Here is a 23,889-nt window from a genome sequence, read left to right as displayed (position 1 = left end):
TAAAATGCCATCACAATGATCTCACGCCAGGCGTGGGGCATTGGGGCGGACGGATCAATGCTCAGCATCTCGCAGGGACGCTACACACGATGAACCCACTCGGTTTGAGTTTCCGCCCCATCGGCCAAGGCGACCTGCCTTTCCTTGAGCATTTGTACGCCACCACCCGCGCCGGCGAAATGCGCCACAGCGGCTGGTCGGCCGCGCAGATTGCGCAGTTTCTGCGCCAGCAATTCAATGCCCAGCACCAGTATTACCAGGCCCATTACCCGGACGGTGAGTTCCTCCTGGTCGAACGCCAGGGCCAGGCCATCGGCCGCCTGTACCTGTTCTGGGGGCAGACTGCACTCAACCTCATCGATATCGCCTTGTTGCCCGCCTGCATTGGCCACGGCACTGGCAGCGCCATTCTCGACGACTTGCTGCGCCGCGCCGACCAGCGCGGGCTGGCCTGCGAGCTGTGTGTCGAGCACTACAATCCGGCGCAACGGCTGTATGCAAGGCTTGGTTTTATCCCGGTCGGCGAGTCGGGGGTCTACCGCCGCCTGCGGCGTGAGCCGGTGCCTGGCTGCCTGATGGCGCAGGCCTCATGAGCGCCGCCGGCCAGTTCCCCATGCCCACCTTCGCCGAGCTGCAAGCGGCCGACCGCCATGCCTTTGCGCTCTGGCTGGGGCCGGAGCAGCGCGTAGCCGTCGAACGCGTGCAACTGAGTGAGGGCGTGGCCATGAGCGCCCGCCACGAATGCTTCCTGGTGTTTTTCGCCTTGCCCGCCGGCCTGCTGCCGCAGCAGGGCGTGTACCGCGTTATCGGTCCGCAGCAGCAGGAATGGTTGCTGCTGATGACCCCGGTGCAGCCCGAGCCCGATGGCCGCCATGTGCTGCAGGCGGTGCTGCACCGTGAGCGGGAGCCGCAGGCCTGAGCGCCCTGAACTGATCTGTTCACACCCACAACCCAAAAACAGGTAATGCCAGATGAGTGATCCCTTCCTCGGTGAGATCAAGATGTTCGGTGGCAACTTTGCGCCCCGTGGTTATGCAATGTGCAGTGGGCAATTGATGGCGATATCGCAAAACGCCGCGCTGTTTTCGATCCTAGGCACGATCTATGGCGGCGACGGCCGGGTCACCTTCGGCTTGCCCGACCTGCGCGGCCGCTCGCCCGTCGGTTGGGGCCAGGGCCCGGGCCTGGGTGAAGTCGATCTCGGTGAAACGGGAGGTAGCCAGAACACCACGCTGACCGTGCAGCAAATGCCGATGCACAGCCATCCGCTAATGGTCTCGACGGAAGCTGCCGGCGCCGACAAAGGCACGGCAAGCCTGGTTCTGGCGCAGAGCGGCGATGCCAACCTGGGCACGGTCAACATCTATGGCAACCCCACGGCGCTGACCAACCTGGCAGCGCAAAGCTGTGGCGTTGCCGGTGGCAATCAGCCCTTCAACAACCTCAGCCCGTACCTGGGCCTGAGCATGATCATCGCCACCGAAGGCATCTTTCCTTCGCGCGGTTGATGAGCCGGCGCGGTGGCGCGTGATGCGCGCCACCGCTGCCATAGCCGTTCCATAGCAGTTTTAGGGCAACAACCCGTACAGCCTGAGGTGCAACATGAAGTTCATCGACCGATTCAAACGCCAGGGCCGGCCAGTGCCCACCCCTGCCGTTCAGGCACCGCTGTTGTTTGCCCTGGAACCGCGGATCATGTTCGACGCCTCGGTTGCGGTGGTTGCCCAGGAGGCAACTGCCGAGGCCGCCAAGGACACCGGCAAAGACAGCGCAAGCGATACCGCGCAGGCCGACAAGGCCGCGCTGGCCACGGCCGATACGCGTGGCGCCAGTGCCAGCGAACGCCATGAAGTGGTGTTTGTCGATGGCCAGATCAGCAACCCGCAGGAAGCCCTCAAGGGCCTGCCGGCGGGCAGTGAAGTGGTGGTGCTCGACCCGGGCAAGGACGGCCTGCAGCAAATGGCCGACTACCTCAAGGGCCGCAGCGACCTGGATGCCATCCATGTATTTTCCCACGGTGCGTCGGGTACCGTGCAGCTGGGCAATGTCTGGCTGAGCAGCAGCAACCTTGCCGATCACGGCGAGACGCTGCAGTCCATCGGCCAGTCGCTCAAGGCCGACGGCGACCTGATGCTGTATGGCTGCCAGGTCGGCAAGGACGATGCTGGCCAGGCCTTTGTCAGCCAGCTGGCAAGCCTGACCGGTGCCGACATCGGCGCCTCCAGCGACGACACCGGTAGCGGTGCGCTGGGCGGCAACTGGACCCTGGAGCGCAGCAGCGGCCCGCTGGCAACCACGGCCCTGGCGCTCAACGATTACCAGGGGCTGCTGGCCACCTCCTGGAGTACCGGCAGCGCGCCGCTGAGCGGCACCACCATCGCCGCCGGCAGCCGGGTGGTGGTGGGCGATTTCGACAACGACGGCGACGCCGACATCCTCTACCAGACCGGGGGCAATGGTACGCTCTGGGCATTCGCGCGCAGCAACGGCAACGGCAGCTTCACCCTGCAAAGCCTGGCGCAGTCGCCCTTTGCCGGGTTGTCGCTGCCGGACCATACCGGCTCCAACTACCACGTTGCCGACTTCGATGGCGACGGCGACCTCGATGTGCTGGCCGGGGTCAACGGCACTACCGGCACCTACCTGCGCAACGACGGCGGCAGTTTCAGCAGCCAGTCGACGGCAAGCTTCCCGGCGCCAGCGGCCGGCTCACGGATGCTCGCCGCTGACTTCGACAACGACGGCGACGCCGACCTGCTGTACCAGACCGGCGCCAACGGCACCGGCTTCGCCTATGCGCGCAGCAACGGCAACGGCACCTTTACCTTGTTGACCCTGGCGCAATCACCCTTTGCCGGGTTGACGCTGCCGGACCACAACGGCAGCAACTACTACGCCGCCGACATCGACGGCGACGGTGACATCGACGTACTGGCCGGCAGTAACGCCACCACCGGGGTCTACCTGCGCAATGACGGCGCCTCCTTCAGCAGCCAGTCAACCGCCTCGTTCCCGGCCCCGGCAGCGTTCGGCCGCATGGTGCTGGCCGACTTCGACAGCGATGGCGATGCCGACATCCTCTACCAGACTGGCGGCAACGGCACAGCCTTCGCCTATGCGCGCAGCAACGGCGACGGCACCTTCACCCTGCAGACCCTGGCCCAGTCGCCGCTGGCCGGCCTGAGCCTGGTCGATCATACCGGCACCACCTATCGCGCCGCCGACTTCGACGGCGACGGCGATATCGACCTGTATGGTGGGTTCAACGGCACCGCCGGCAACCTGTATGTACAGAACGACCGCCCACCGATCGTGGTCAGCTCGACGCCCAGCGACAACGCCAGCAACGTCGACACCAACGCCAACATCGTGCTGACCTTCAACGAAGCGGTGAGCAAGGGTAGCAGCGGCAACATCTACATCGTGCGCACCTTCGACAATGTCGTGGTCCAGACCATCGCCATTGGCAGTGCGCAGATCAGCGGCTCCGGCACCACCTGGACCATCGCCCTGCCGGTCCCCCTGGCACTGGGCACCGGCTATGCCATCCGCCTGGACGCCAAGACCTTCGTCGATGGCGATGGCGCGATCTTCAAGGGGGTGAAGAACAACACCACGCTGAACTTCACCACCAAGTCCAATGACCCGCCGGTGCTGAGCAACCTTAATGGCGACAGCAACACCTTTATCGAGGGTGGGGCGCCGGTGCTGCTCGATGCCGGCGGCAATGCGCTGCTCACCGACCTGGACTCGGCGGACTTCAACGGCGGCAACGTCACTGTGGCGATCACCGCCAACCGGGTCAGCGGCGAAGACCTGCTGGGGATCTTCAACCAGGGCAGCGGGGCCGGGCAGATCGGTGTCTCGGGCAGCAACGTGACTTATGCCGGGGTGATCATCGGCAGCTTTGCCGGCGGCAGCGCCAGCAGCAACCTGGTGATCTCGCTCAACAGCAACGCGACCGCCGCTGCGGTGCAGGCGCTGGTGCGCAACCTGACCTACAGCAACAGCAACAATGGCGATATCTCAACCGCGGCGCGTACGGTGCAGGTCAGCATCAACGATGGCGACAGCGCCAGCGACGCCAGCGCCCTGGTCAGCGTCAATGTCAGCGCGGTCAACGATGCACCGACGGTAACCGCCAGCGGCGGCACCCCGACCTTCACCGAAGGTGGCGCGCCGGTCGACCTGTTCAGCGCGGTGGTGGTGTCTACCGTCGAGGCCGGGCAGGGCATCAAGCAGCTGACCTTCACCGTCAGCAATGTCAGTGATCCCGGCAACGAGCGCCTGACCCTCGACGGCAGCAACATCGACCTGGTCAACGGCGCCTCGGGCACCACGGCCATCAACGGCTTCAGCTATTCGGTGACGCTCAGCGGCGCGACCGCGACGGTGACCCTGACCAAGGCCGCCGGCATCAGCAGCGGCCTGACCCAGACGCTGATCGATGGCGTGCAATACAGCAACCTCAGCCATGCGCCGACCATCGGCACCCGGGTGATCACCTTGAGCGGCGTGGCGGACACCGGCGGCACCGGCAATGGCGGTGCCGACAGCACTTCGCTGGCCATCAGCGCAACGGTCACGGTGCAGGCCAGCAACGATGCGCCCAGCCTCTCGGGCGGGCCGTTCGTGCTGCCGGGCACCGATGAAGACAGCAGTTCCAGCGGCCAGCTGATTGCAAGCATTCTCGCCGGGCTGAGCCATGGCGATGTCGACGGCGCCGGTTCGCTGAGCGGCGTCGCCGTGATCGGCAGCAGCGGTAATGGCTTCTGGCAGTACTCCAGCAACGGATTCAGTTGGGCCGACATCGGCGTGGTCTCCAGCAGCGCCGGCCTGCTGCTGTCGAGCACTACGCAAGTGCGTTTCGTCCCCGATAGCGCCAATGCCGGTAGCGCCAGCCTGACCTTGCGGGCCTGGGACCAGACCAGCGGCACGGCCTCCAGCAGCTCAGTACGCCACACTGGCGACACCACCATTAACGGCGGCAGCAGCAGCTTCTCGGTCGGCACCGCGCAGGCGCAGATCACAATCAGCGCGGTCAACGACGCGCCGCTGCTGACCCCGACTGCACCGGTGCTCATCGGCATCACTGATGGCCAGCTGAACAACCCCGGGCAAACCGTTGCCAGCTTCCTCAGTGGCGTAACCGATGTCGACACCGGCGCCCTTGTCGGTATCGCCATCACCGGCCTGAACAGCGGCACCGGCACCTGGCAGTACAGCACCGATGGCAGCACCTGGAGCGATATCGGCGCCGTGGCCGGCAACAGCGCCTTGCTGCTGCGCGGTAGCGACAAGCTGCGCCTGGTGCCCGACGGCGCCAGCGCCATGGTGGCAACCCTGACCTACAAGGCCTGGGACCAGACTGGCGCCTCGGCAGGGCAGCAGGGCAGCAAGGTCGACACCACGGCCAGCGGCGCCAGCACGGCGTTTTCCATCGCCAGCGACACTGCCAGCATCACCGTCACGGCGGTCAATGACGCGCCGAACCTGAGCACCAGCGCTGGCAGCGCGCACTTCGTCGAGGGCAACAACGGCCCCTCGACCCCGGTAGTCATCGACAGCGGCCTGACCCTGAGCGATTCCGACAACAGCACCCTGGCCAGCGCCAGGGTCAGCATTATCGGTAATTTCCAGGGCGGTTTCGACGTGCTGGCATTTACCAATAACCCGGCAACCATGGGCAACATCAGCGCCAGCTACGACGTTTCCACCGGCGTGCTGACCCTGACCTCCGCAGGCGCCGCTGCCACCCTCGCGCAGTGGCAGGCGGCATTGGCCTCGGTGACGTTCAGCAACCAGAGCGAATCGCCCAGCACGGCTACCCGGACCCTGAGTTTCGTGGTCAACGACGGCACCCTGGACAGCCCGGCCGCGACGCGCACCTTGACCGTGGCGACAGTAGACGACACGCCGGTGATCGCCACCAGCGGCGGCAGCGAAACCTACTTCGAGAACGCAGGGCCCGTGGCAATCGACAGCGGGCTGACGCTCAGCGACGTCGACAGCAACACCCTGGCCAGCGCTACCATCAGCATCACCGGCAACTTCCGCGCCGGCCAGGATGTACTGGAGTTCAGCTCCGGTTCGCCGATTACGGGCAACATCAACGCCAGTTACAACGCCGCGACCGGCGTCCTGACCCTGACTTCGGCGGGGGCCACCGCGACCCTTTGGCAGTGGCAGGTCGCCTTGCAATCGGTGGGCTATCGCAACGTTTCCGACAACCCCGACACCTCGACACGCACCGTGTCGTTCTCGGTCAATGACGGCAACAGCGACAGCGCCGTCGCCAGCAAGGCCGTCAATATCCAGGCCGTCAACGACGCCGGGATCCTCAGCGTACCGAGCAGCCTGAACTTCAATGAAGATGCTTCTGGCACGGTGTCGGGCATTTCCATCAGCGATGCCGATGCCGGCAGCGGGCAGGTCACCCTGACTCTGAGCGTGGTCTTCGGGCAACTGCGCGCCAATAGCGGCGCCGGCGTCACGGTTAACCCGTTTGGCAGCGGTCTGATACTGGCCGGCTCGGTAGCGGACATCAACGCCTTTATCGCCGCCAACGGGGTCTCCTACATCGGCGCCGCCAACGGCAACGGCAACGTCAACCTGACGGTGACCTACAACGATGGCGGCAACACGGGCAGCGGCGGGGCGCAGCTCACTCAGCGGGTGGTGACGCTGGCCATTGGTGCGGTCAACGATGCGCCGGTCAACCAGGTACCGAGTAGCCAGAACGTCCTTCAGGACGGCTCGCTGACCTTCAACAACGGCAACGGCAACCTGATCAGCATCAGCGATGTTGACGTCGGCGGCGCCGCCCTGCAGGTGACCTTGACCGCCAGCAACGGCCTGCTGACGTTATCGAGTTTCAGCGGCCTGGTGTTTACCGTCGGCAGCGGCGCGGGCGATGCGAGCATGACCTTCACCGGCTCGCAGAGCGATATCAATGCCGCGCTCAACGGCCTGGTGTTCTCCCCGGTGGCCGGCTATCACGGTACGGCCAGCCTGCAGATCACCACCAGCGACCTGGGCGGCAGCGGCAGCGGCGGGGCGCAGACCGACACCGACACCGTTAGCATCAACGTCGCCTCGTTGAACCCGCGGGTTACCGATGTCTCGGCGCAGAGCGCCAATGGCAGCTACAAGACCGGCGACAGCATTACCCTGACCCTGACCTTCGACCAGATGGTCAGCGTCGACACCACTGGCGGCATCCCGGCCTTGCTGCTGGAAACCGGCCTTATCGATCGCTATGCCACCTATGTGGCCGGCTCGGGCACTAACACCCTGACCTTCCAGTACACCGTGCAGGCCGGTGATACCAGCGCCGACCTCGACTACGCCGGCAGCGCCGCCCTGGCCCTCAATGGTGCCGTGATTCGCAACGCCACCTTCGACAATGCCGTTTTGACCTTGCCAACGCCGGGCACCGCCCACTCGCTGGGGGCCAACCACAACCTGGTCATCGACGGCATCGCGCCGCAGGTTACCAGTGTCAGCGTGCCGGCCAATGGCACCTACGTCGCCGGCCAACAGCTGGACTTCACCGTCAACCTCAGCGAGGCAGTGACGGTGACCGGTACACCGCGCCTGCAGATCACCCTGGACACTGGCGGCAGCGTGTTCGCCGATTACCTTTCCGGCTCCGGGACCGGCGCGCTGGTATTCCGCCTGACAGTCAGCAGCGGTCAGCTCGATAGCAACGGCATCACCCTTGGCAGCAACCTGGTGCTCAACGGCGGATCGGTTCGCGACCAGGCGGGCAATCTGGCAGTCGCGACACTCAACAACGTCGGCAGCACCACGGGCGTCAATGTCGATGCCGTGGCGCCGGTTATCGGCAGCGTCGCGGTACCGGCTGCGGGCAGCTACAAGGCCGGCGACGTGCTGAGCTTCACCGTCAACGCCAGCGAAGCGCTGATCGTCGATACCTCCACCGGTACGCCGCGCCTGCAACTGACCATTGGCGGGCTGAGCCGCTATGCCAGCTATGTGTCCGGCTCCGGTAGCGGCCAGTTGCTGTTCCAGTACAGTGTCGATGCCGGCGTCAACGATGCCGACGGCATTCAGCTCGGCAGCACCCTGGACCTCAACGGTGGTACGCTGCGCGACGCCGCCGGCAACGGCCTGGTGCTGGCCCTCAATGGCCTGGGCAGTACCGCCGGCGTGCTGGTCGATACCCTGGCACCCAGCGCTGGAGCGCTGCTGGCCATCGATGCCAGCCCGAGCAATGCCGGCAGCGTGCGCTACAGCGTGACCTTCAGCGAAGCGGTCAGCGGTGTCGATGCCAGCGACTTCAGCCTGGTGTTCAGTGGCACGGCCAATGGCAGCATCAGCAGCGTCACCTCGCTGGACGGGCGCACCTACAGCGTACTGGTGTCCGGCCTGAGCGGCGTTGGCAGCCTGCGCCTGGACCTCAACAGCAGCGCCACAGGCATCAGCGACGCGGCCGGCAACAGCCTGAGCAATGGGCAGAGCGGCGCCAGCTACCAGATTGACCGGGTGGCACCGACGGTCAACAGCGTTACGGTGCCGGCCGACGGCAACTATGTCGCTGGCCAGCACCTGGACTTTACCGTCAACCTCAGCGAGGCGGTGATGGTCACCGGTACACCGCGCCTGCAAATCACCCTCGACACTGGCGGCACAGTGTTCGCTGATTATCTGTCCGGCTCTGGCACTGGCGCGCTGGTGTTCCGCCTGACGGTCAGCAACGGCCAGCTCGACAGCACCGGCATCAGCCTGGGCAGCGACCTGGTGCTCAATGGCGGTGCACTGCGCGACAGCGTTGGCAATGACGCGCTGATCAGCCTCAACAACGTCGCCAGCACCAGTGGCGTACTGGTCGACGCTGTGCTGCCGACGGTGGCCAGCGTGTCGGTACCGGCAGCAGGCAGCTACAACGCTGGCGACGTGCTGAGCTTCACGGTCAACGCCAGTGAAGCGCTGATCGTCGATACCTCTGCCGGCACGCCGCGCCTGCAGCTGACTATTGGCGGGCTGACCCGCTATGCCAGCTATGTGTCCGGCTCTGGTAGCGGCCAGTTGGTGTTCCAGTACAGCGTGCAAGCCGGTAACAACGATGCCGATGGCATCCAGGTCGGCAGCACCCTGGATCTGAACGGTGGCACAGTGCGCGATGCGGCAGGCAACCCCCTTAACCTGGGCCTGAACGGGCTCGCCAGCACCACAGGGGTGCGTATCGATACCGCAGCGCCACAAGTGGCGGATATCGTTCGCGTCGATGTCAGCCCGAGCAACAGCGGTTCGCTGCGCTACACCGTAAGCTTCGACGAGAGCGTCAGCGGCGTCGATCTGGCCGACTTCAGCCTGGCGTTCAGCGCCAGTGCCAGCGGGCGGATCAGCAGCGTGACGCAGCTTGACGGGCGCACCTACAGCGTCCTGGTCGACAACCTCAGCGGTGTCGGCACCCTGCGCCTGGACCTGAATCCGACCGGCACCGGCATCACCGATGCGGCCGGCAATGCCCTTGCAGGGGGCCTGCAAGGCAGCAGCTACAGTATCGACCGCGTGGCGCCAAGCGTGACTGCGGTGGCGGTGCCGGCGGCGGGCAGTTATGTCGCCGGGCAGGGGCTGGAGTTCAGCGTGCAGCTGGACGAAGCGGTGCTGGTTGATACCGCCGCTGGCGCGCCGCGCCTGGCGGTCACCCTGGACAATGGCCGGGTGGTGTATGCCGATTACGTTTCCGGCTCCGGCAGCAACACCCTGGTGTTCCGCCTGACCATCAGCCCGGGCCTGCAGGCCAGCAATGGCCTGAGCGTGGCGCCGAGCCTGGACCTTAATGGCAGCACCGTGCGTGATGCACGCGGCAACGATGCCGGCACTGGCCTGAGCAACGTCGCCAGCACCGCCGGCATCCTCGTCGATGCCCGGGCACCGCGGCCTGCCGAGATCGTCGTGCAAACTCCGGCAACGCCTGGCGAGCGGACGCTGAGCTACACCTTGAGCTTTGACGAGGCGGTCAGCGGCGTCGATGCCGCTGACTTCAGCGTGCTGTCCAGCGGCAGCGCCACGGGGGTGGTGCAGTCGGTGCAGCAACTGGATGCGCGTACCTACCGGGTAACCCTGGGCAGTATCAGCGGCCAGGGCGGCCTGGGGCTGAGCCTCAACGCGCTGAACAGCGGCATCCGCGACGGCGCCGGCAATGCCCTGGCGGTGTCGATGAGCAGCCCGCTGTATCAGTTGCCGAACCAGGATGTCGGCGATCTCGAATTCCGGGTCAATTCGCCCGTCAGCAACCCGGCGGTGAGCGTACCGCTGCTGCAGCCACAAGTCCCGCAGTTGCCGTCGGTTGCCAGCACGTCGCCGATGCTGCCCGCGCCGCTGTTCGAGGAGCGCACGCTGGGCAGTGGCATCGACACCCTGGGCAGCATTTTCATTCACAACGGTCTCAGCGCGCCGAGCTTCATCGCCCAGGTATTTGCCAGCAGCGATGGCAGCGGCGACGGATCGGGGCAGGGCTTTCTCGGCTTTGGCGGCGGTGATGGGGGCGTGTTCGGCACCAGTACCTTTGCCGCCCTGTTTGCCCGCGAGGCGGCGCCGGAGGGCGAGTCGATGCGGGTTTTCGACGGCAAGCAGTGGCGCACCACCGACCCTGCCCAAGGCTTGCGCGCAGTGTTTGGCGCCGCCTCGCTGGAGCAGCAGTTGCAGGACATCAAGGACGCCGAACAGCGTCCTGTACGCGAATTGGCCATGGCTCTGGCACAGCCGACACAGATCGGCAACCGGACCTGAAACGCCAGCACTTATTCAGAGATGATCGAGCCGTACCAGGGGGCGGCCCAAGGATGAAAAAAAGTCAGAAACTGTTCAGCGCCAGCTTGCTGGCGCTGGCAATCAGCGGATGTGCGGTTACCAGCGAACCGATCGAGCGCAGCATCAGCGAGGAGCGCGCGCGCACCGACCTGGTCAGTATGTTCAAGGACCAGGAGCCGCTCAACGGCCCGCTGACCCTGCACCAGGCCATGGCCCGGGCGGTCAAGTACAACCTCGAATCACGCCTTAAGGTCATGGAAGAAGCCCTGGCCAAGCGCCAGGTCGACCTGGCGCGCTTCGACATGCTGCCACGCATGGCCATGGAAGCCGGCTACGCCGGGCGCAACAATGTCAGCGCTTCGAGCAGCCAGAGCGTGCAGACCGGCACCCAGTCCCTGGAGCCGTCGACCTCCCAGGACCGCGACCGTGAAGTGGCGGACCTGACCATGGTCTGGAACGTCCTGGATTTCGGTGTCAGCTACGTCAGTGCCAAGCAGCAGGCCGACCAGCGCCTGATCCTCCAGGAACGGCGCCGCAAGGTCATCCACACCATCACCCAGGACGTGCGCTCGGCCTATTGGCGGGCGGTCGCGGCGCAGCGCCTGCTGACCCAGATCGACAGCCTGATGGGCCGCGTGGCCCAGGCCCGGGACAACAGCCAGCACATGAGCAGCCAGCGCATTGGCGACCCGGTGCAGTCGCTCAGCTACCAGCGTGCGTTGATCGAGGCGACCCGCCAGCTCGAAGAGCAGCGCCGCGCGCTGTCGCTGGCCAAGACGGAACTGGCGGCGCTGATCAACCTGCCGCTGAACACCGACTTCAGCCTGGCGCCGGAAGAGGGCTACACGGTGCCGCAGTTCAAGGGCGACTTCACGCGCCTGGAGCAACAGGCCCTGGCCAGCCGCCCGGAACTGCGCGAGCAGGACTACCAGGCGCGGATCAGTGCCGCCGAAACCCGCAAGGCCATGCTGCGCCTGCTGCCGGGGCTGGAGTTCTCGGCCGGCGGGCACTACGACAGCAACTCCTTCCTGGTCAACCAGAGCTGGGCGGATTACGGCGTCAAGGTGACCTGGAACCTGTTCAACGTGCTTTCGGCCCCGGCGGCCATCAAGGTCGCCAAGGCCGGCGAAGACGTCGCGGCGGCGCGCCGCCAGGCGATGTCGATGGCGGTGCTGGCGCAGTTGTACGTGGCCAACGCCAACTACAACGAGGCCGCGCGGCAGTTTCGCACCAGCGAAGAGCTGGCGGCACTGGACGGGCAGATCGCCGAGCAACTGCGCAACCGCTACCAGACCCAGAACATTGGTGAGCTGGAGCTGATCCAGGGCGAGCTGAACAACCTGCAGACACAGTTGAAGCGCGACCTGTCGTATGCCGAATTGCGTAATGCCTATGCGCAGTTGTACGTCAGCTCCGGTACCGACCTGTTGCCGGACACCCTGCCGGACGGCAAATTGGCGACCATTGCCTCGGCGCTACAAAACAGCGAGGCGCGCTGGGCACAGTGAGGCGATGCCTGGGTTCAGGGGCAGGGCCCGATCGCCTGGCCTTGCCAAAGCGCCCAGGCGGTCTCCCAACCCTGCTCGTGGGTTGCAGCCGGGATGATCACCCGTTGATTGCACCGGCTGGAGGCCTGCGTGCCGCGAAAACTGGCGCTGATCTCGGCGCTGATCACCTGGTCGCGGCCGCCCAGCAGATGGCGCTGGGGCAATGCTACAAGGCGTTGGCGATAGACCATCGGGTCGAGCGAACCGTTCAGGGGCGACAAGCCTTTAAGCTGTACCCATAAGCCTGGATCAAGATTGCCGGCAAGGGTCTGGATCTGCGCGACATCGTCCCGTTGCGCGGCCAGCAGCACGGCCAATGCCGCACCACCTGAATAGCCCACCAACTCGAACTGGCGATTGCCAACGCGCTGCTTGAGCCGGTCCAGGGCCTGGCTGAGGCTGGTCACCACCTCCTGGGAAAAACGCCGATCGGTCCACAGCGCCGCCGTGCAGCCTGCAGCCGAGACAAACTGGCAGGGCCGGGCAAGGTAGGCGTTGGGGGCTGGATCATTGATCGCCAGGCGCGCCACCAGCAGGTTGCGCGGGCTGGGGTCGAGGCTCGGCTGGCTAGCCGTGGCCCAGGCATGGCCGTCGCCCTCCAGGTACACCCGCAGGCGCTCGCTGGGGCGTTGCTCAGACGGCGGCAAGAGGACCAGCGGGAACGCCTGGCCCGGCACGATTTGTACGTGGCGACCGTGCTGTTCAGCCAGCTCCTGCAGCGCTTGAAAGGGGGATTGGCAGGCACCAAGAAGGGCGCTGACCAGCAGCGCCCCCAAGGTTCGACCGACGCCGGCCCACGGGTGTGGGCCGGCAAGGTGTTGACTCATCAGAAGTCGTAACGGACTTTCGCCGAGAACACGTCGGCATCGAAGCCCGACTTGCCGATGTAGTCGTAGTTGACGCCCAGGGTTACCGCGCCCAGCTTGTAGTCGGCGCCCACGCCGGCTTCATAGCTGTCACGCGCCGCCTTGGCACCGCTGGTCACGAACGGCGTGCTGCCGAGCAGGAAGGTCGAGGTGCTTTTTGCTTCGTCAGCGGCGAAGTCGTGATACGCCATCAGCTTGGCTTGCGGCTCCAGGGTACCGGCGCCCAGGGCGACGCTGCCGGCCACGCGCAGGCCGGCACCGAGCTCGATGGCTTCATAGCGCTGGTCTTCGACTTTGAGCGCTGCCGAAGAGCCTTTTTCACGGTAGCCGTCGATGTTGACCAGGCTGTAGCGGGCCGCCAGGCGCGGTTCGACCAGCACTTGCGGGTTGATGTGATAGGTGTAGCCACCGACCAGGTTCAGGCCCAGCAGGTCGCTGTCATAGTCGGCCTTGGCTTGGGTGCCGGCAATGCTGCGCTTGCTCTGGTTGTCGTTGAAGCCGTAGGTCAGGCTGGCATCGACGAAGTAGTTGCCGTGCTCGAAACCGCCGTAGAGGGTGAAAGCATGGCTGTCGACTTCGGTCTGGTTGCCGCTCTTGCCGTTGACGTCGGTGTTGATGAAGCTGTACGCCAGGCCCAGGGTCAGGTTGTCGTTGAGCTTGCCATCGGCACCGACGGCGATACCGCGGCTGTAAGCGTTGTAGCCGGCCACGCCGTCACGCAGGTCCTGGCTGGCATCGCTGTACAGCGACTGCACCCAGACGCCAGCTTCCTTGAAGCCTTCACCCGAGGAGGCGCCGCGCAGCGAGCTGGTGCGGCTGCCAGTGACGTTGCTGACCAGGTTCTGGCTGGTGGTGGCCGCCTGGGTCGCGCCGCCGTTGGTTTCCGGGGTCAGCTCGGAGGCCAGCTTGGCGACCTGGGCTTCGTCGGCGTTGAGCAGCGCCTGCTTGAACGGGTCGTTGTTGGCCAGCTTGGCGATCATGCCGTCGGCGGTCAGGCTGCCCAGGGCTTTCTGGCTGTTGGCCGAGCCCCCCTGGTTGGTGATGATCTGTTCGACTTCTTCCTTGCCCTTGCCGGTGACCACGGCCACCACCTGGTTGTTGTCGACGGTGAAGCTGTCGACCTTGAGCAGCGCCGAGCTGCTGACAAGGTTGAGTTTGCCATTCGGGTCGACTGTTTCGCCGTCGGTGCCCAGCAGTTCGATCTGGCCGGCTTGGAGCAGGGTGTAGCGGCTGCCATTGGCGTTGAAGTCTTCGCCCTTGGCCGCCAGTTGCAACTGGGCGCCCTGGCCGAACTGAGTGGTGCCGCTGACCTTGAGCACGGCGCGGTTGGCGTCGGTGGCGCTGCTCAGGTTCAGGCCCAGGGCCGAGTTGCCGGCGACGTACAGGTTACCGTCGATGCTGGTGTGCGGGGCTTCGAAGGTCAGGGTGGTTTTCAGGTCTTCGCTGAGGCCGCCGACATCGATCCAGCCGCCGTCTTTCATGCGGATGTTGGCGCCGTCAGCGCGGCTGTCGGTACCGGTGAAGGAGGTGTCGCCTTCGATCTCGATGTTGCTCAGGTCGATCAGGTTGCCGACGATGACGCTGCCTTTGCGCAGGATCAGCTCGACCGGGCGGTTGCTTTGCGAGGCGTCGATGGCTTCGTCGGCAGAGATGATCGAACCGCTGTTGAAGATGTTGAAGTCGCCTTCGGCTTTGTACCAGGGCTGGGCACCCGGGCTGTCGAAGTCGCTGAAGCCGATGGCGATGGCGGCGTCTTCGGCGCGGATGGTGCCGGTGTTGACCAGGTGGTTGTTCATGCCGGTGAAGCTGGCGCCGTCGATGCGGATGCCCTCGGCGTCGTCGCCATTGGCAATGATGGTGCCGTGGTTCTCGATGCCGGCCAGGTCGACCATGTCGGTGTACATGCCCGAGCCGCTGGTGGTGGCGTCGATGCCGGTGGCGCCGGCGCCGGTGACTTCGATCAGGCCGCGGTTGATGACCTTGCCGACGATCTCGCCGCCTTCCAGGTTGATGCCTTTGGCATCTTCGCCCTTGGCGATGATCTTGCCGCTGGCGGCGTTGAGCAGGTCGCCCTTGATCACCGACGAGCCGGAGAAATCCACGGCGCGGGCAACATCACGGCCGCCGTCGTCGCTCAATGGCGCACCTTCGGCGTACAGCAAACCTTCGTTGATGACGCTACCGCCGATCTTGGCCGGGTCGATCATCAGCGCGTTGGCGCCACCGCCGATGGCAGAAATACTGCCCTTGTTGATCACGTCGCCGCCAACGCTGTTGGCCACCCACGGCTGCGTACCTTCCCACACGTCCATATCGACGCCGCCGGCGAAGTCGCCGGTGCTGTTGATGGTTGCGTTGAGAATCAGGTCTTTCTCGATGCTCGAGCCATTGAGCTCGATGGCATCTTCGTCGCTGCCGCCGCTGTAGGCGCCGTTGATCTCGAGGTTGCCGCTGTAGCGCTGGTGCTCGCTTTTGAAGCCGGCGTTGGTCAGTTGCACGGTTTCAGCGAGGGCGGGCAGGGCGGTGGCGGTTACGGCCAGGGCGAGCAGGGTTTTGCGGAACATCACGGGGGTCACGGTTCATTCCTTTAGCGGCGTTTTAAGTGCTTCGCTTCCGTGCGGGGCTGGACCTTGCGCTGACAAAAAGACAGGGCCACGCAGAAGAGCGCGGCGATGGTAAATTAGTTGACGTCAAAATGATATCACTTGCCTGTACAAGTGCTATTTGACCCGGAACGGTTGCGCCGCCATGAACGCCACCGGCAGCAGCGGCACGGCGAGGATCATCAACACGCCATCCGCAGTGACAGTGACCGGTGTCAGCAGCACCTGGGTGACCTTGCTCTTTTCCCTGTAGGCCGAAACCTGAAGGGTGTAGGTGCTGTTCAGCGTGTTGCCCTCCAGGGCGCTGATGTCCTTTCTCGCCTCGAATCGGCTGCCTTGAATTTTGTAGCGACGCACCAGGGCGTCCTGTTGCGTTGAGGCCATAAAGCCCAGCGCTTTTGCCTCGTTGATCTCATGTGCCTGGAGTTGCGCAAGCCCGGGAATCCTGAGCTCGAACTCGCCGTCCAGGGTTTCATACATGCTGACGTGAACCGGCAGAAACTCGACCTGCATCCTGGCATGCAACCCTGAGCGAATCGCCTGCAACAGCGCGGGTTCGACGAGGATGAAGTAATGGTACTTTTTGCCCAGCACCACAAAGCTCTTCTGGTCTGCCGTCACATAGAGCTGGCCAACCTGCTCGGTATAGACTTCATCGCTGGCTCGCGGCTCGTACAACTTGCTGGTCAGGCAGCCACTGATGCTGGCGATGGCCAGTGCAGACACTGCGGCCCTGAGCAATCGTGACCTGGGTGGGGGCTTGTGCATGTTTTATCCATTCCATGGAGGGACGTTGGTGGATCATAACCTGCAAGTGGTGCAATAGCGTCTAACAAACTGCGCAAGGCAGGCCCGCCACAACAGCGGGCCTGCTGCATGGGTCAGAGCTTGGGCAGTTGCCCGACACGCCCCATCATTTCCGTCACCACCTGCAGGTCCAGAAGGAACTGCTCCACCGTCTTGAACTCGTTGTCGTTATGCCCGGTGTACTTGACGTCGGGCATGGCCAGGCCGAACTGCACGCCGTTGGGCAGTTCATGCACCGAGGTGGCGCCTGCGGAGGTGCCGAATTCGTGCTTCATGCCCAGGTTCTCGCTGGCAACCGCCAGCAGCGCCTTGACCCACTCGCCCTCGGGGTTGCGGTACATCGGCTCGGCGATCGAGTAGTCGAAGGTCGGGCTGATGTGGCTCTGCTTGCTCCATGCATCCAGCTTGCCGGCGATTTCGCTCTTCAGGGTTTGCGGGCTTTTGCCCTTTGGCACCCGCAGGTTGACCGCCAGTTTCAAGGCTTTGTCATCGAGGCCAACGTAGGTCAGCGAGGTGGTCAGCGGGCCCATGAAACTGTCGGAGAAACCCACGCCCAGTTTGCCGCCCAGGTAGTCCAGGCCCCAGTTGTCGGCGGCGTAGCGAGCGGCGTCGGTGATGTGGTTGTGTTTGAGCGCAACCTTGCCATCAAGGCCGTTGATGAAGCCGAGCATCCGCGCCACCGGGTTGACCCCGGACTCAGGTTCAGAGGAGTGCGCCGAGACGCCAGTGACGGTCAGCTTTACATCCTTGCCGTCGACCTTGGCGCCGACCTCGAAATTGCCGCCATTGGCCTTGACGTACTCAGCGCCGGCTTTTTGCAGGCTGGCTGCCAGTTCGGCGGGCTTGTCGGTCACCAGGGTCGCCACCGAAGTCGAAGGGATCTGGTTGGTGGCCAGGCCACCGCTCAGGGTGGTGATTTCAGCGCCGTTGCCTTCGCCTGCGCGGCGGGCAAAGCTGGCCATGACCGTGCCGTAGCCTTTCTCGGCGATCACCACCGGGTAGCCACCGTCCAGCGCCAGGTTGTAGTTGGGCGTGGGGTTGCGTTCGAAGTAGTAGGGGATGGCGTCGCCGGTGGTCTCTTCGGTGGTGTCGACCAGCAGCTTGAAGTTGCGCGCCAGTGGCAGCTTTTCTTCCTTGATGATCTTCATCGCGTACATCGCCACGACGATGCCGTTTTTGTCGTCTTCGGTGCCGCGGCCGTACATGCGATCGCCAATCAGGGTGACCTTGAACGGGTCAAGGCGGGTGCCGTCCTTGAGTACCCAGTTCTCTGGCGTCACCGGTACTACGTCGGCGTGGGCGTGGATGCCGACCACTTCATCGCCTTTGCCTTCAAGGGAAATCTCATAGACACGGTTGTCGATGTTACGAAAGTTCAGGTTGAAAGCCTTGGCCAGACCTTTGATCTTCTCGGCGATCTTGATGAACTCGGGGTTGTCGTGCTGCTCGACGCCGTCGACCCGGAAGGTCGGGATGGCCACCAGCTCACGCAGGGTCTGAGTGGCCGCATCGCCGTACTTGACCCGCGCATAGATGCCCAGCAGGCGATGGATTTCGTTCTGTTGTTCAGCCGTCAGCTGCTGGTTGGCGAGGAAGGCGGCGATGCTCTGGTCGAGTTTGTCGGCCTTGCCGAGTTCGCTTTTCGCCAGGCTGGCGAGGAACTGGCGGAAGTCCTTGACCGAAGTGTCGCTGAAGCTTTTGAGAATGGCCGCGCTTTGCTGTGGGGTGATGTTGGCATAGGCAGGCGTGGTGATTGACGCCAGGCCAGCCAGCATCAAGGTGGCCGCAGCCAGTTTTTTCAGGGCGAAATTCATTGCGGGGGGCATTCCTTTGCAGGCAAATAATGAGAAAGGATGGGTGCAACAAAACATTTCCAAGCTACCACCATGAGGGCCTGGTACGGGAGTGCCTGAAGTGGGATGTGTCGCACAGAAACGTAAAAGCGACGCAGAAACGAAAAAGCGTCGGGAGGGAATGGCGTGGAGTTTTCAGTCAGCCGCGCACGGCTCGGCATCGAAGCAGGCCTCCAGTGCCTCGATGTCATCCGGGCGGGGCAGGCTGATCCGGTGCGTCAACGACAGGGTCATGGCATCGGTATCGATGTGCAGGGTGTCGGTGAACAGGGGCAGCGCCAGGACTTCGCCACTGCGCAGGTGCATCAGCACGAAGGGCCGGTGCGCGGGCAGTTCGACGCAGAGTTGGCCGTTGTGGCCCAGGGCTGGAGCCGTGAGGTTGAACAGTTCGATGCGCAGCCTGGCGGGAAGAAAGTCAATTTGCTGGTCGATAGGGGCAGCGTTCCAGTAGGCAAAGTCGAAGTCGGCGGGTAGCCCGGGCCAGGGCTTTGCCTGCCAGGCTTTGTTATAGGTACCGGCCAGGGCCAGGCGTGGTGCCCAGTCCCGGCCCACCACCCCGAAGCCTGCCGGGCAGTAACCGTAGGTGGCCGACAGCTGGGCCATGTCGGCCGCACTGATGTCGCCGTCCGGGTGGTGAGTGATGTGCAGGTGGGTCACCGGCCGCTCGAGTGTTTCGATTTGCGGGGCTGCCAGGCGTTGCAGTGGCGTTTGCAGGGACCAGGCGTGCTTTTCGTGACGCTTTTCGATCCAGCCCCGGCCCAGGGGGTTGCTGTAGCAGACCTGATGGAGCAGGTAGGGCTCGGCGCTGGTGCCCGGGTAGCCGGGGTTGGCCAACACGCTGCTGCCGCCAAAGGCATACTCCCAACGCAGCGGCACGCAGGTGGCCGGCTCCGCGGCAGACAGGCGCCAGCCGCTGAACAGACCGTGTTCAAAGTAGCGCGGGCCGCTGAAACGCAGCTGTTTGTCGAGCAGGATTTCGCCCGCGGTTTCGCCCTGGGGCGCACTCAAGCGGATGCCGGCGGTCCAGGACGTTGCCGGTTCGCCGCCGGGGGCGTGGGCATGGCCGTTGACGATCACATCGCAGCGCGGTTTGAACGGCGCCAGGTCGCTTTCTTCATAGACACTGCTGCGGCCTTGTTCACCGAAGTAGCGATCGGCGGCGCAGAGCAGGGCCGGTTCCTCAGCCATCACTTCGGCACTGCAGTGCCCCGGCTGGCCGGCAATCGGCAGCAGGCGATAACCAACCTTGATGACCACCACGGGATGTTCGTTGCCCCGCGGGTCGAGCGCGCTGAAACACACCGCGGCAAAGGGCGTCTGGTTGTGAAATTCCATCGTGGGTCCTTGAATTGATGTCGACATCCTTGCCGTTGATTGGGGTAGCGCTCTGAGCCTGAGCCTGAGGCTGCAGGGGACGCGTCAGGGGAATCTAGGTGGGTGGGGCTTGGTGCCTCAAGAGACGAGATAGAAATCAGAAGCGTCCTACATAGCTCTTTGCTTTTGTCTGTCAGATATGTCGGATGAGATCTGGATTTTTGTTGACTAGGGGCTGTTTCTTTTACGGGCATCAAGGGGCCGTCCGTGATTCCAGGTCCAGATCTTCCGGCCATTTCACCTTGGGCGCGAGGCGGCGGGTGAGATTGAAGGTGACCTTTTCGTTGTTCCAGTCCCGGGGTGGGCGAGTGAAGTGGGGTAATGCCTGCGGGCCTTGCTGCATGAATAGTTGGGCCATGGCCCAGTACATTTCGCCTTGTAGAATGTCACAGGAAAACGGGAAACGATCTAATACCTCGTTTGTACCTGGCTTAAGAACACTAATTGTTATGTTCTCTACTCTGGCTGTTCCAGGAACACAGCCTCTACAGGCTTCTGCGTGGAGGTCATCCCAATCGTATGCTACCGGGAGTACCCCCCAGGCAGCTCCATAGTTGGTGGCTGGTTCGGACGTGGCAGGTCGTACTTGCGCCCTGGAGCCGGATTGTCGAGAAAGGGTGGACTATATTTCATAGCGTCGTCGAATATGTACATTGGAAAGTGCTCTCTATGGCGTTTTGGTCGCGGCTTGTACGTTCTGCTTGGGCTGTAGCGAGTGGTTGTTGCAGTCAATGATCACCAAGTAGCAAGTCTCACAGGGGCGATAGGGTCAACCAAAACCAGACGACTTTTTCGCCGTCGATGGTCGGCATAGGGGCCTCGTATTCGAAAAAGCGCTTGCTGCCAGTTTTGTACTCACATACCCATGTTCCAGGATATGGACACAGTGACCCACTGAGTACACGAAGCCCGAAGCCAAGCCAGCGCCAGCGCACAATCTGATCTGCATGAAGCGGGAGCAGATCATTCACGCGCAGTTCGCATGACACGCACGGGTCGCTCTCAAGTTCCCAGCGCCCTGCGCGAGGAGCTGGCTCATGGCTGTTGGCGTAACGAGCCGGTTCCGGCGGGGTCTGGTCGGGGTCGCGCTGCCAGATAACAAAGCCGTCATCCGACTCATTGCTCAAGTGGGGCAGGATGTCCCCCTGTTCAAACACTCGGCGGCTGTCCGCCTGGCCGACCATGCGCCAAACCCCGGCTTGGAGGCATGGCATACCGGCGACGGCGCATGCCGGTGCAGGGGGTAGAGTGCACGTCTTCGTCGGCAGCGCGCCAACGCGCATGAAGGGTGTAGGCCAGTCGCTGTCGGCATCAAAGCGGCCCATCCAGCGACGGCCGTCCGCGTCGGTGAAGCGCTCGTTGGGATCGCCGTCCCATTGACCAAATCCCAATAAGCCCAAGTCGTCGTAGCGAATGGGCTTTAACAATTTGTTCAACAGCATTGGCAACTCAGGCACGCCATACTCGGCGGGATAGAGCTCCGGTTGTTCGCCCAGTTCGATCCATAGGCCGCTTTGCAACTCGGTGATGCTGATGCGCGGATGCGCCAGGGCGTTGTGCACTTGCTCACGCGTCAGGTCAAGTTTCTCGCGCCAGGGGTCGGCGAGCAAAAAGGCCCACGTGGGTGGGCGAATGCCGTCGAGTAACTCGTTGTCCATCCCGTACGGGTAATCGATATCCAAGCCGTAGAACGCAGGTGTCAAGGCGCGCTCCCAGGTGGTGACGGCGGCACGTGTGCCGAACTCCAGCGGGTTGGCCATGGCAAAGCCGCTATAGACCTGGTCGGCTTTGAGCCGGTCGATGGTCTTGAGCACAAATGTGCGCCACGCCTCGCGGTTGTCCAGCCACCATTGCCAGCGGTAGTAAAAGACAATCGATGAATAGGCTGTTTTCCAGTCGGCCGCTTTGAACTTGCTGCGCCAAAAGTAGCCGGCCGTCGTCGGTGAAGAGGCATGGTTTTCTTCATCGGTGAACTCGAAGACAAAGTATTCGTACGGCTCAGTCTTGCTGGCCAGTTTTCTAAGGTCAGGGCGGTGCAATGCATCATAGCGACGAGGGCGTGCAGCGGCGCCGTGCATGAAGATGCTATAGGGGTACCCGGCCAGCTGTTCAAACTCCTCGTGAATATCAACTAACAGTGCTGAAACTTCTTTGTTTTCTTCTTCTTTGGGTAAGAAATAGAAGGTTATAAATGGGCTGATACTGTGCCGAGCCTCATCTGTCCCCCAATATGAATTTGGCCACTCCTTGAGTAAATCAATAAAGTCGCGGCGCTCTTCGTCATCAAATAGTTCGTGCGTAGTGCTCATGGCTAGCTCCTTCCACCTTTGCCTTTCTGTACAGTTTTTTTCTTTTCTTCCGCTTCGAAGCCAGTGCAATCTTCCGGAACCCGCAGCAGTGCTACTTTTTCTTTGCCGATCTTCTCTCGATTCACCCCGGATTTTGGCGTCATGAGGTCGACGTATTCCTTTATCTGTATCGCCTTGGCCCAATCCCTGGGGAACTTGATTTCGACTGCCGCAAAAACGTTTTCGATTTCAAAGGGTTCTTGTCGGTACTCGACTACCACCAAGTCCGGTGCAAGGCTTCCCCGAGGTCGCGGCCAAAATGACGTCACCTTGCCAAAGCGCTTGGGCCGTGTCGGTGGTTCACCTAGCAGAGCTTTGCTGCTGGCACGGTTGTAATTGGGTTCAGCCTTGAGTGGGCTGTGCCAGTCCAGCGCTTCGTCAATGGCTTCGAAAAACAATGAGGCAGTGAGTTGCTTGAGTGCGATCTCGATTGTGCTGTTGACCAATTCATCACCCATCTTCTTGCGAATCCGTCGAGGTGTTTTGATGGGGATTTGCAACGCAGTGGTACACACTTGGCTAATGGCAGGGCGAAAGGGAACCTTGCGCTCAATGAACTCCTTGAACGTTATATTTTCATTGCCTCTTCTGGAGACGGTGCTATTGCCACCGTGGTCGACTTGAGCAAAGGTTGAACTCTTAGTGTCAACTTCCTGCGCCATCTTCTCTATGGTGGTTTGAAGAACTTGCTTGATCTTGTTTCTGCGTTCAGTAATCTCGTGCGCGAATTCGGCCAGATCTGCTGCGCTCTTTACTGCCTCAGAAACCTGATGCGCCCTGTAGGCGCGATAGGCGGCCTCGATGACACGCGCAATAGCGGCGGGGGCTGGCATCAGTCCTCTACTCCCATGTAATAGTCAATCAATGCGTCCGGAAACAATTCATCGGCACTGTACTCAGCAGCTTGCCAGTCGATCGCAGCCACTTTTGACTGCCAGTCCTCGGTGATCCGTTGGTCTTCACGCATGACGGCCTTATGGACCTGCACGGCTTGGACGTTCTCGGTTGTCACCCAATCGGTTTCGCCTGAAGTGCGGGTCAAGCCTTCGGCGAGTACGCTCGCGCCAGTGCTGATGCGGTACCGGTAACCTGAGAAGGCGCGTTGATCGTTCTTCACCAGCGTGTAGCGGCCCAAGAAATTGCCGAGTGGAGCGGGAGAGGGAGGTGCATGGGTAAACGAATTACCCGATCCGTTTGCATCGCTGGTCACCGTTCCCTTGAAATGGATGGTCAATCCGTCGAGGGTGATGCCCCTGGAATCGATGGTGATACTCCCGCCAGCGGCCTTGAGCTCGATTCGCTCGCCTGCGGCAACTTCGAAGCGGGTAGTCTTTTGCTCGATACTGTGGCGGGCAGACAGCTGATAGGCGTTTCTCACCGAATGTTGGGCGTTGCCTCCAACTTCGGAGTGATAGTCAGCGGCAATCTTCTCTACTCGATTGTTGGCTACCTCCTCGATATGATCGCCACCGATGTTGAGCGAGTGGTTGCGGCCAATGGTCTGAAAGCGATCACGCCCCACCTGCAAATACTGATCCTGCCCAACCTCAACCCGCTCATCGTTACCGACCCGTTCGCTGCGGTCGTGGCCGATCTCGATCTGCTCATCGCGCTCGACCTTCTCACTGCGATCATTGCCAACAAACACCCCATTGTTGTGCTTGATATGAACGTTCTTGTCCTTCTGGGCATGGATGAACACCTCTTCC

The 23,889-nt window shown here is 62.9% G+C and carries 12 protein-coding genes and 2 pseudogenes; 5 read left to right on the top strand and 9 right to left on the bottom strand.

Translation table 11 applies throughout. The annotated features are described in order from the left end of the window. Positions 1–89: 89 nt before the first annotated feature. The 5 genes from UB48_RS02950 to UB48_RS02930 all read left to right on the top strand — a co-directional run bounded on the left by UB48_RS02950 (position 90) and on the right by UB48_RS02930 (position 12,290). The gene (locus UB48_RS02950; protein ID WP_045194005.1) at positions 90–593 is read left to right on the top strand and encodes a GNAT family N-acetyltransferase; all 504 of its coding nucleotides are present in this window, start codon (positions 90–92) and stop codon (positions 591–593) included. Continuing rightward, on the top strand, positions 590–919 hold the full coding sequence (locus tag UB48_RS02945; RefSeq protein ID WP_052676460.1) for a hypothetical protein: 330 nt from the start codon (positions 590–592) through the stop codon (positions 917–919). The genes UB48_RS02950 and UB48_RS02945 overlap by 4 nt, the downstream gene beginning before the upstream one ends. Before the next feature lie 52 nt (positions 920–971). Continuing rightward, a complete protein-coding gene (locus UB48_RS02940; RefSeq protein ID WP_045194004.1) occupies positions 972–1,508 on the top strand; it encodes a phage tail protein in 537 nt (178 codons plus the stop codon). 94 nt (positions 1,509–1,602) lie between these two features. Beyond that, a complete protein-coding gene (locus UB48_RS02935) occupies positions 1,603–10,761 on the top strand; it encodes a DUF4347 domain-containing protein (protein ID WP_045194003.1) in 9,159 nt (3,052 codons plus the stop codon). Positions 10,762–10,814: 53 nt separating this feature from the next. Then, a complete protein-coding gene (locus UB48_RS02930; protein ID WP_045194002.1) occupies positions 10,815–12,290 on the top strand; it encodes a TolC family protein in 1,476 nt (491 codons plus the stop codon). A gap of 14 nt (positions 12,291–12,304) precedes the next feature. Here UB48_RS02930 and UB48_RS02925 read toward each other — a convergent pair whose 3' ends face one another. The 9 genes and pseudogenes from UB48_RS02925 to UB48_RS27920 all read right to left on the bottom strand — a co-directional run. Next, complete coding sequence (locus UB48_RS02925; RefSeq protein ID WP_045194001.1) at positions 12,305–13,156, bottom strand: alpha/beta hydrolase; 852 nt, start codon at positions 13,154–13,156, stop codon at positions 12,305–12,307. Beyond that, positions 13,156–15,759 (bottom strand): autotransporter outer membrane beta-barrel domain-containing protein, encoded by a 2,604-nt coding sequence (locus tag UB48_RS02920; RefSeq protein WP_045194000.1) that lies wholly within the window; start codon positions 15,757–15,759, stop codon positions 13,156–13,158. Before UB48_RS02920 ends, UB48_RS02925 begins: the two co-directional genes overlap by 1 nt. Positions 15,760–15,915: 156 nt before the next feature. Continuing rightward, entirely contained in the window at positions 15,916–16,566 is a 651-nt protein-coding gene (locus tag UB48_RS02915) for a hypothetical protein (RefSeq protein ID WP_045193999.1), read from the bottom strand. Positions 16,567–16,679: 113 nt separating this feature from the next. Further along, positions 16,680–18,419: a dipeptidase gene (locus UB48_RS02910; RefSeq protein WP_045193998.1), complete on the bottom strand. Its 1,740-nt coding sequence runs from the start codon at positions 18,417–18,419 to the stop codon at positions 16,680–16,682. 174 nt (positions 18,420–18,593) lie between these two features. Continuing rightward, complete coding sequence (locus UB48_RS02905; RefSeq protein WP_045193997.1) at positions 18,594–19,793, bottom strand: DUF2169 domain-containing protein; 1,200 nt, start codon at positions 19,791–19,793, stop codon at positions 18,594–18,596. Between the two features lie 232 nt (positions 19,794–20,025). Continuing rightward, positions 20,026–20,373 (bottom strand): annotated as a pseudogene (locus tag UB48_RS28395) (DUF6708 domain-containing protein); the annotation flags it as partial. A gap of 211 nt (positions 20,374–20,584) precedes the next feature. Continuing rightward, positions 20,585–22,141: a type VI immunity family protein gene (locus UB48_RS02895; RefSeq protein WP_045193995.1), complete on the bottom strand. Its 1,557-nt coding sequence runs from the start codon at positions 22,139–22,141 to the stop codon at positions 20,585–20,587. Between the two features lie 2 nt (positions 22,142–22,143). Beyond that, positions 22,144–23,013 carry a hypothetical protein gene (locus UB48_RS02890; RefSeq protein WP_045193994.1) on the bottom strand — a complete coding sequence of 290 codons (870 nt, stop codon included), beginning with the start codon at positions 23,011–23,013 and terminating at the stop codon, positions 22,144–22,146. Beyond that, positions 23,013–23,889 (bottom strand): annotated as a pseudogene (locus tag UB48_RS27920) (type VI secretion system tip protein VgrG); the annotation flags it as partial. The gene UB48_RS02890 and the pseudogene UB48_RS27920, both read right to left, overlap by 1 nt.

The organism is Pseudomonas sp. 2(2015) (assembly GCF_000955865.1).
GTDB lineage: Bacteria > Pseudomonadota > Gammaproteobacteria > Pseudomonadales > Pseudomonadaceae > Aquipseudomonas.
This window is presented reverse-complemented; position numbering and strand designations above follow the sequence as displayed.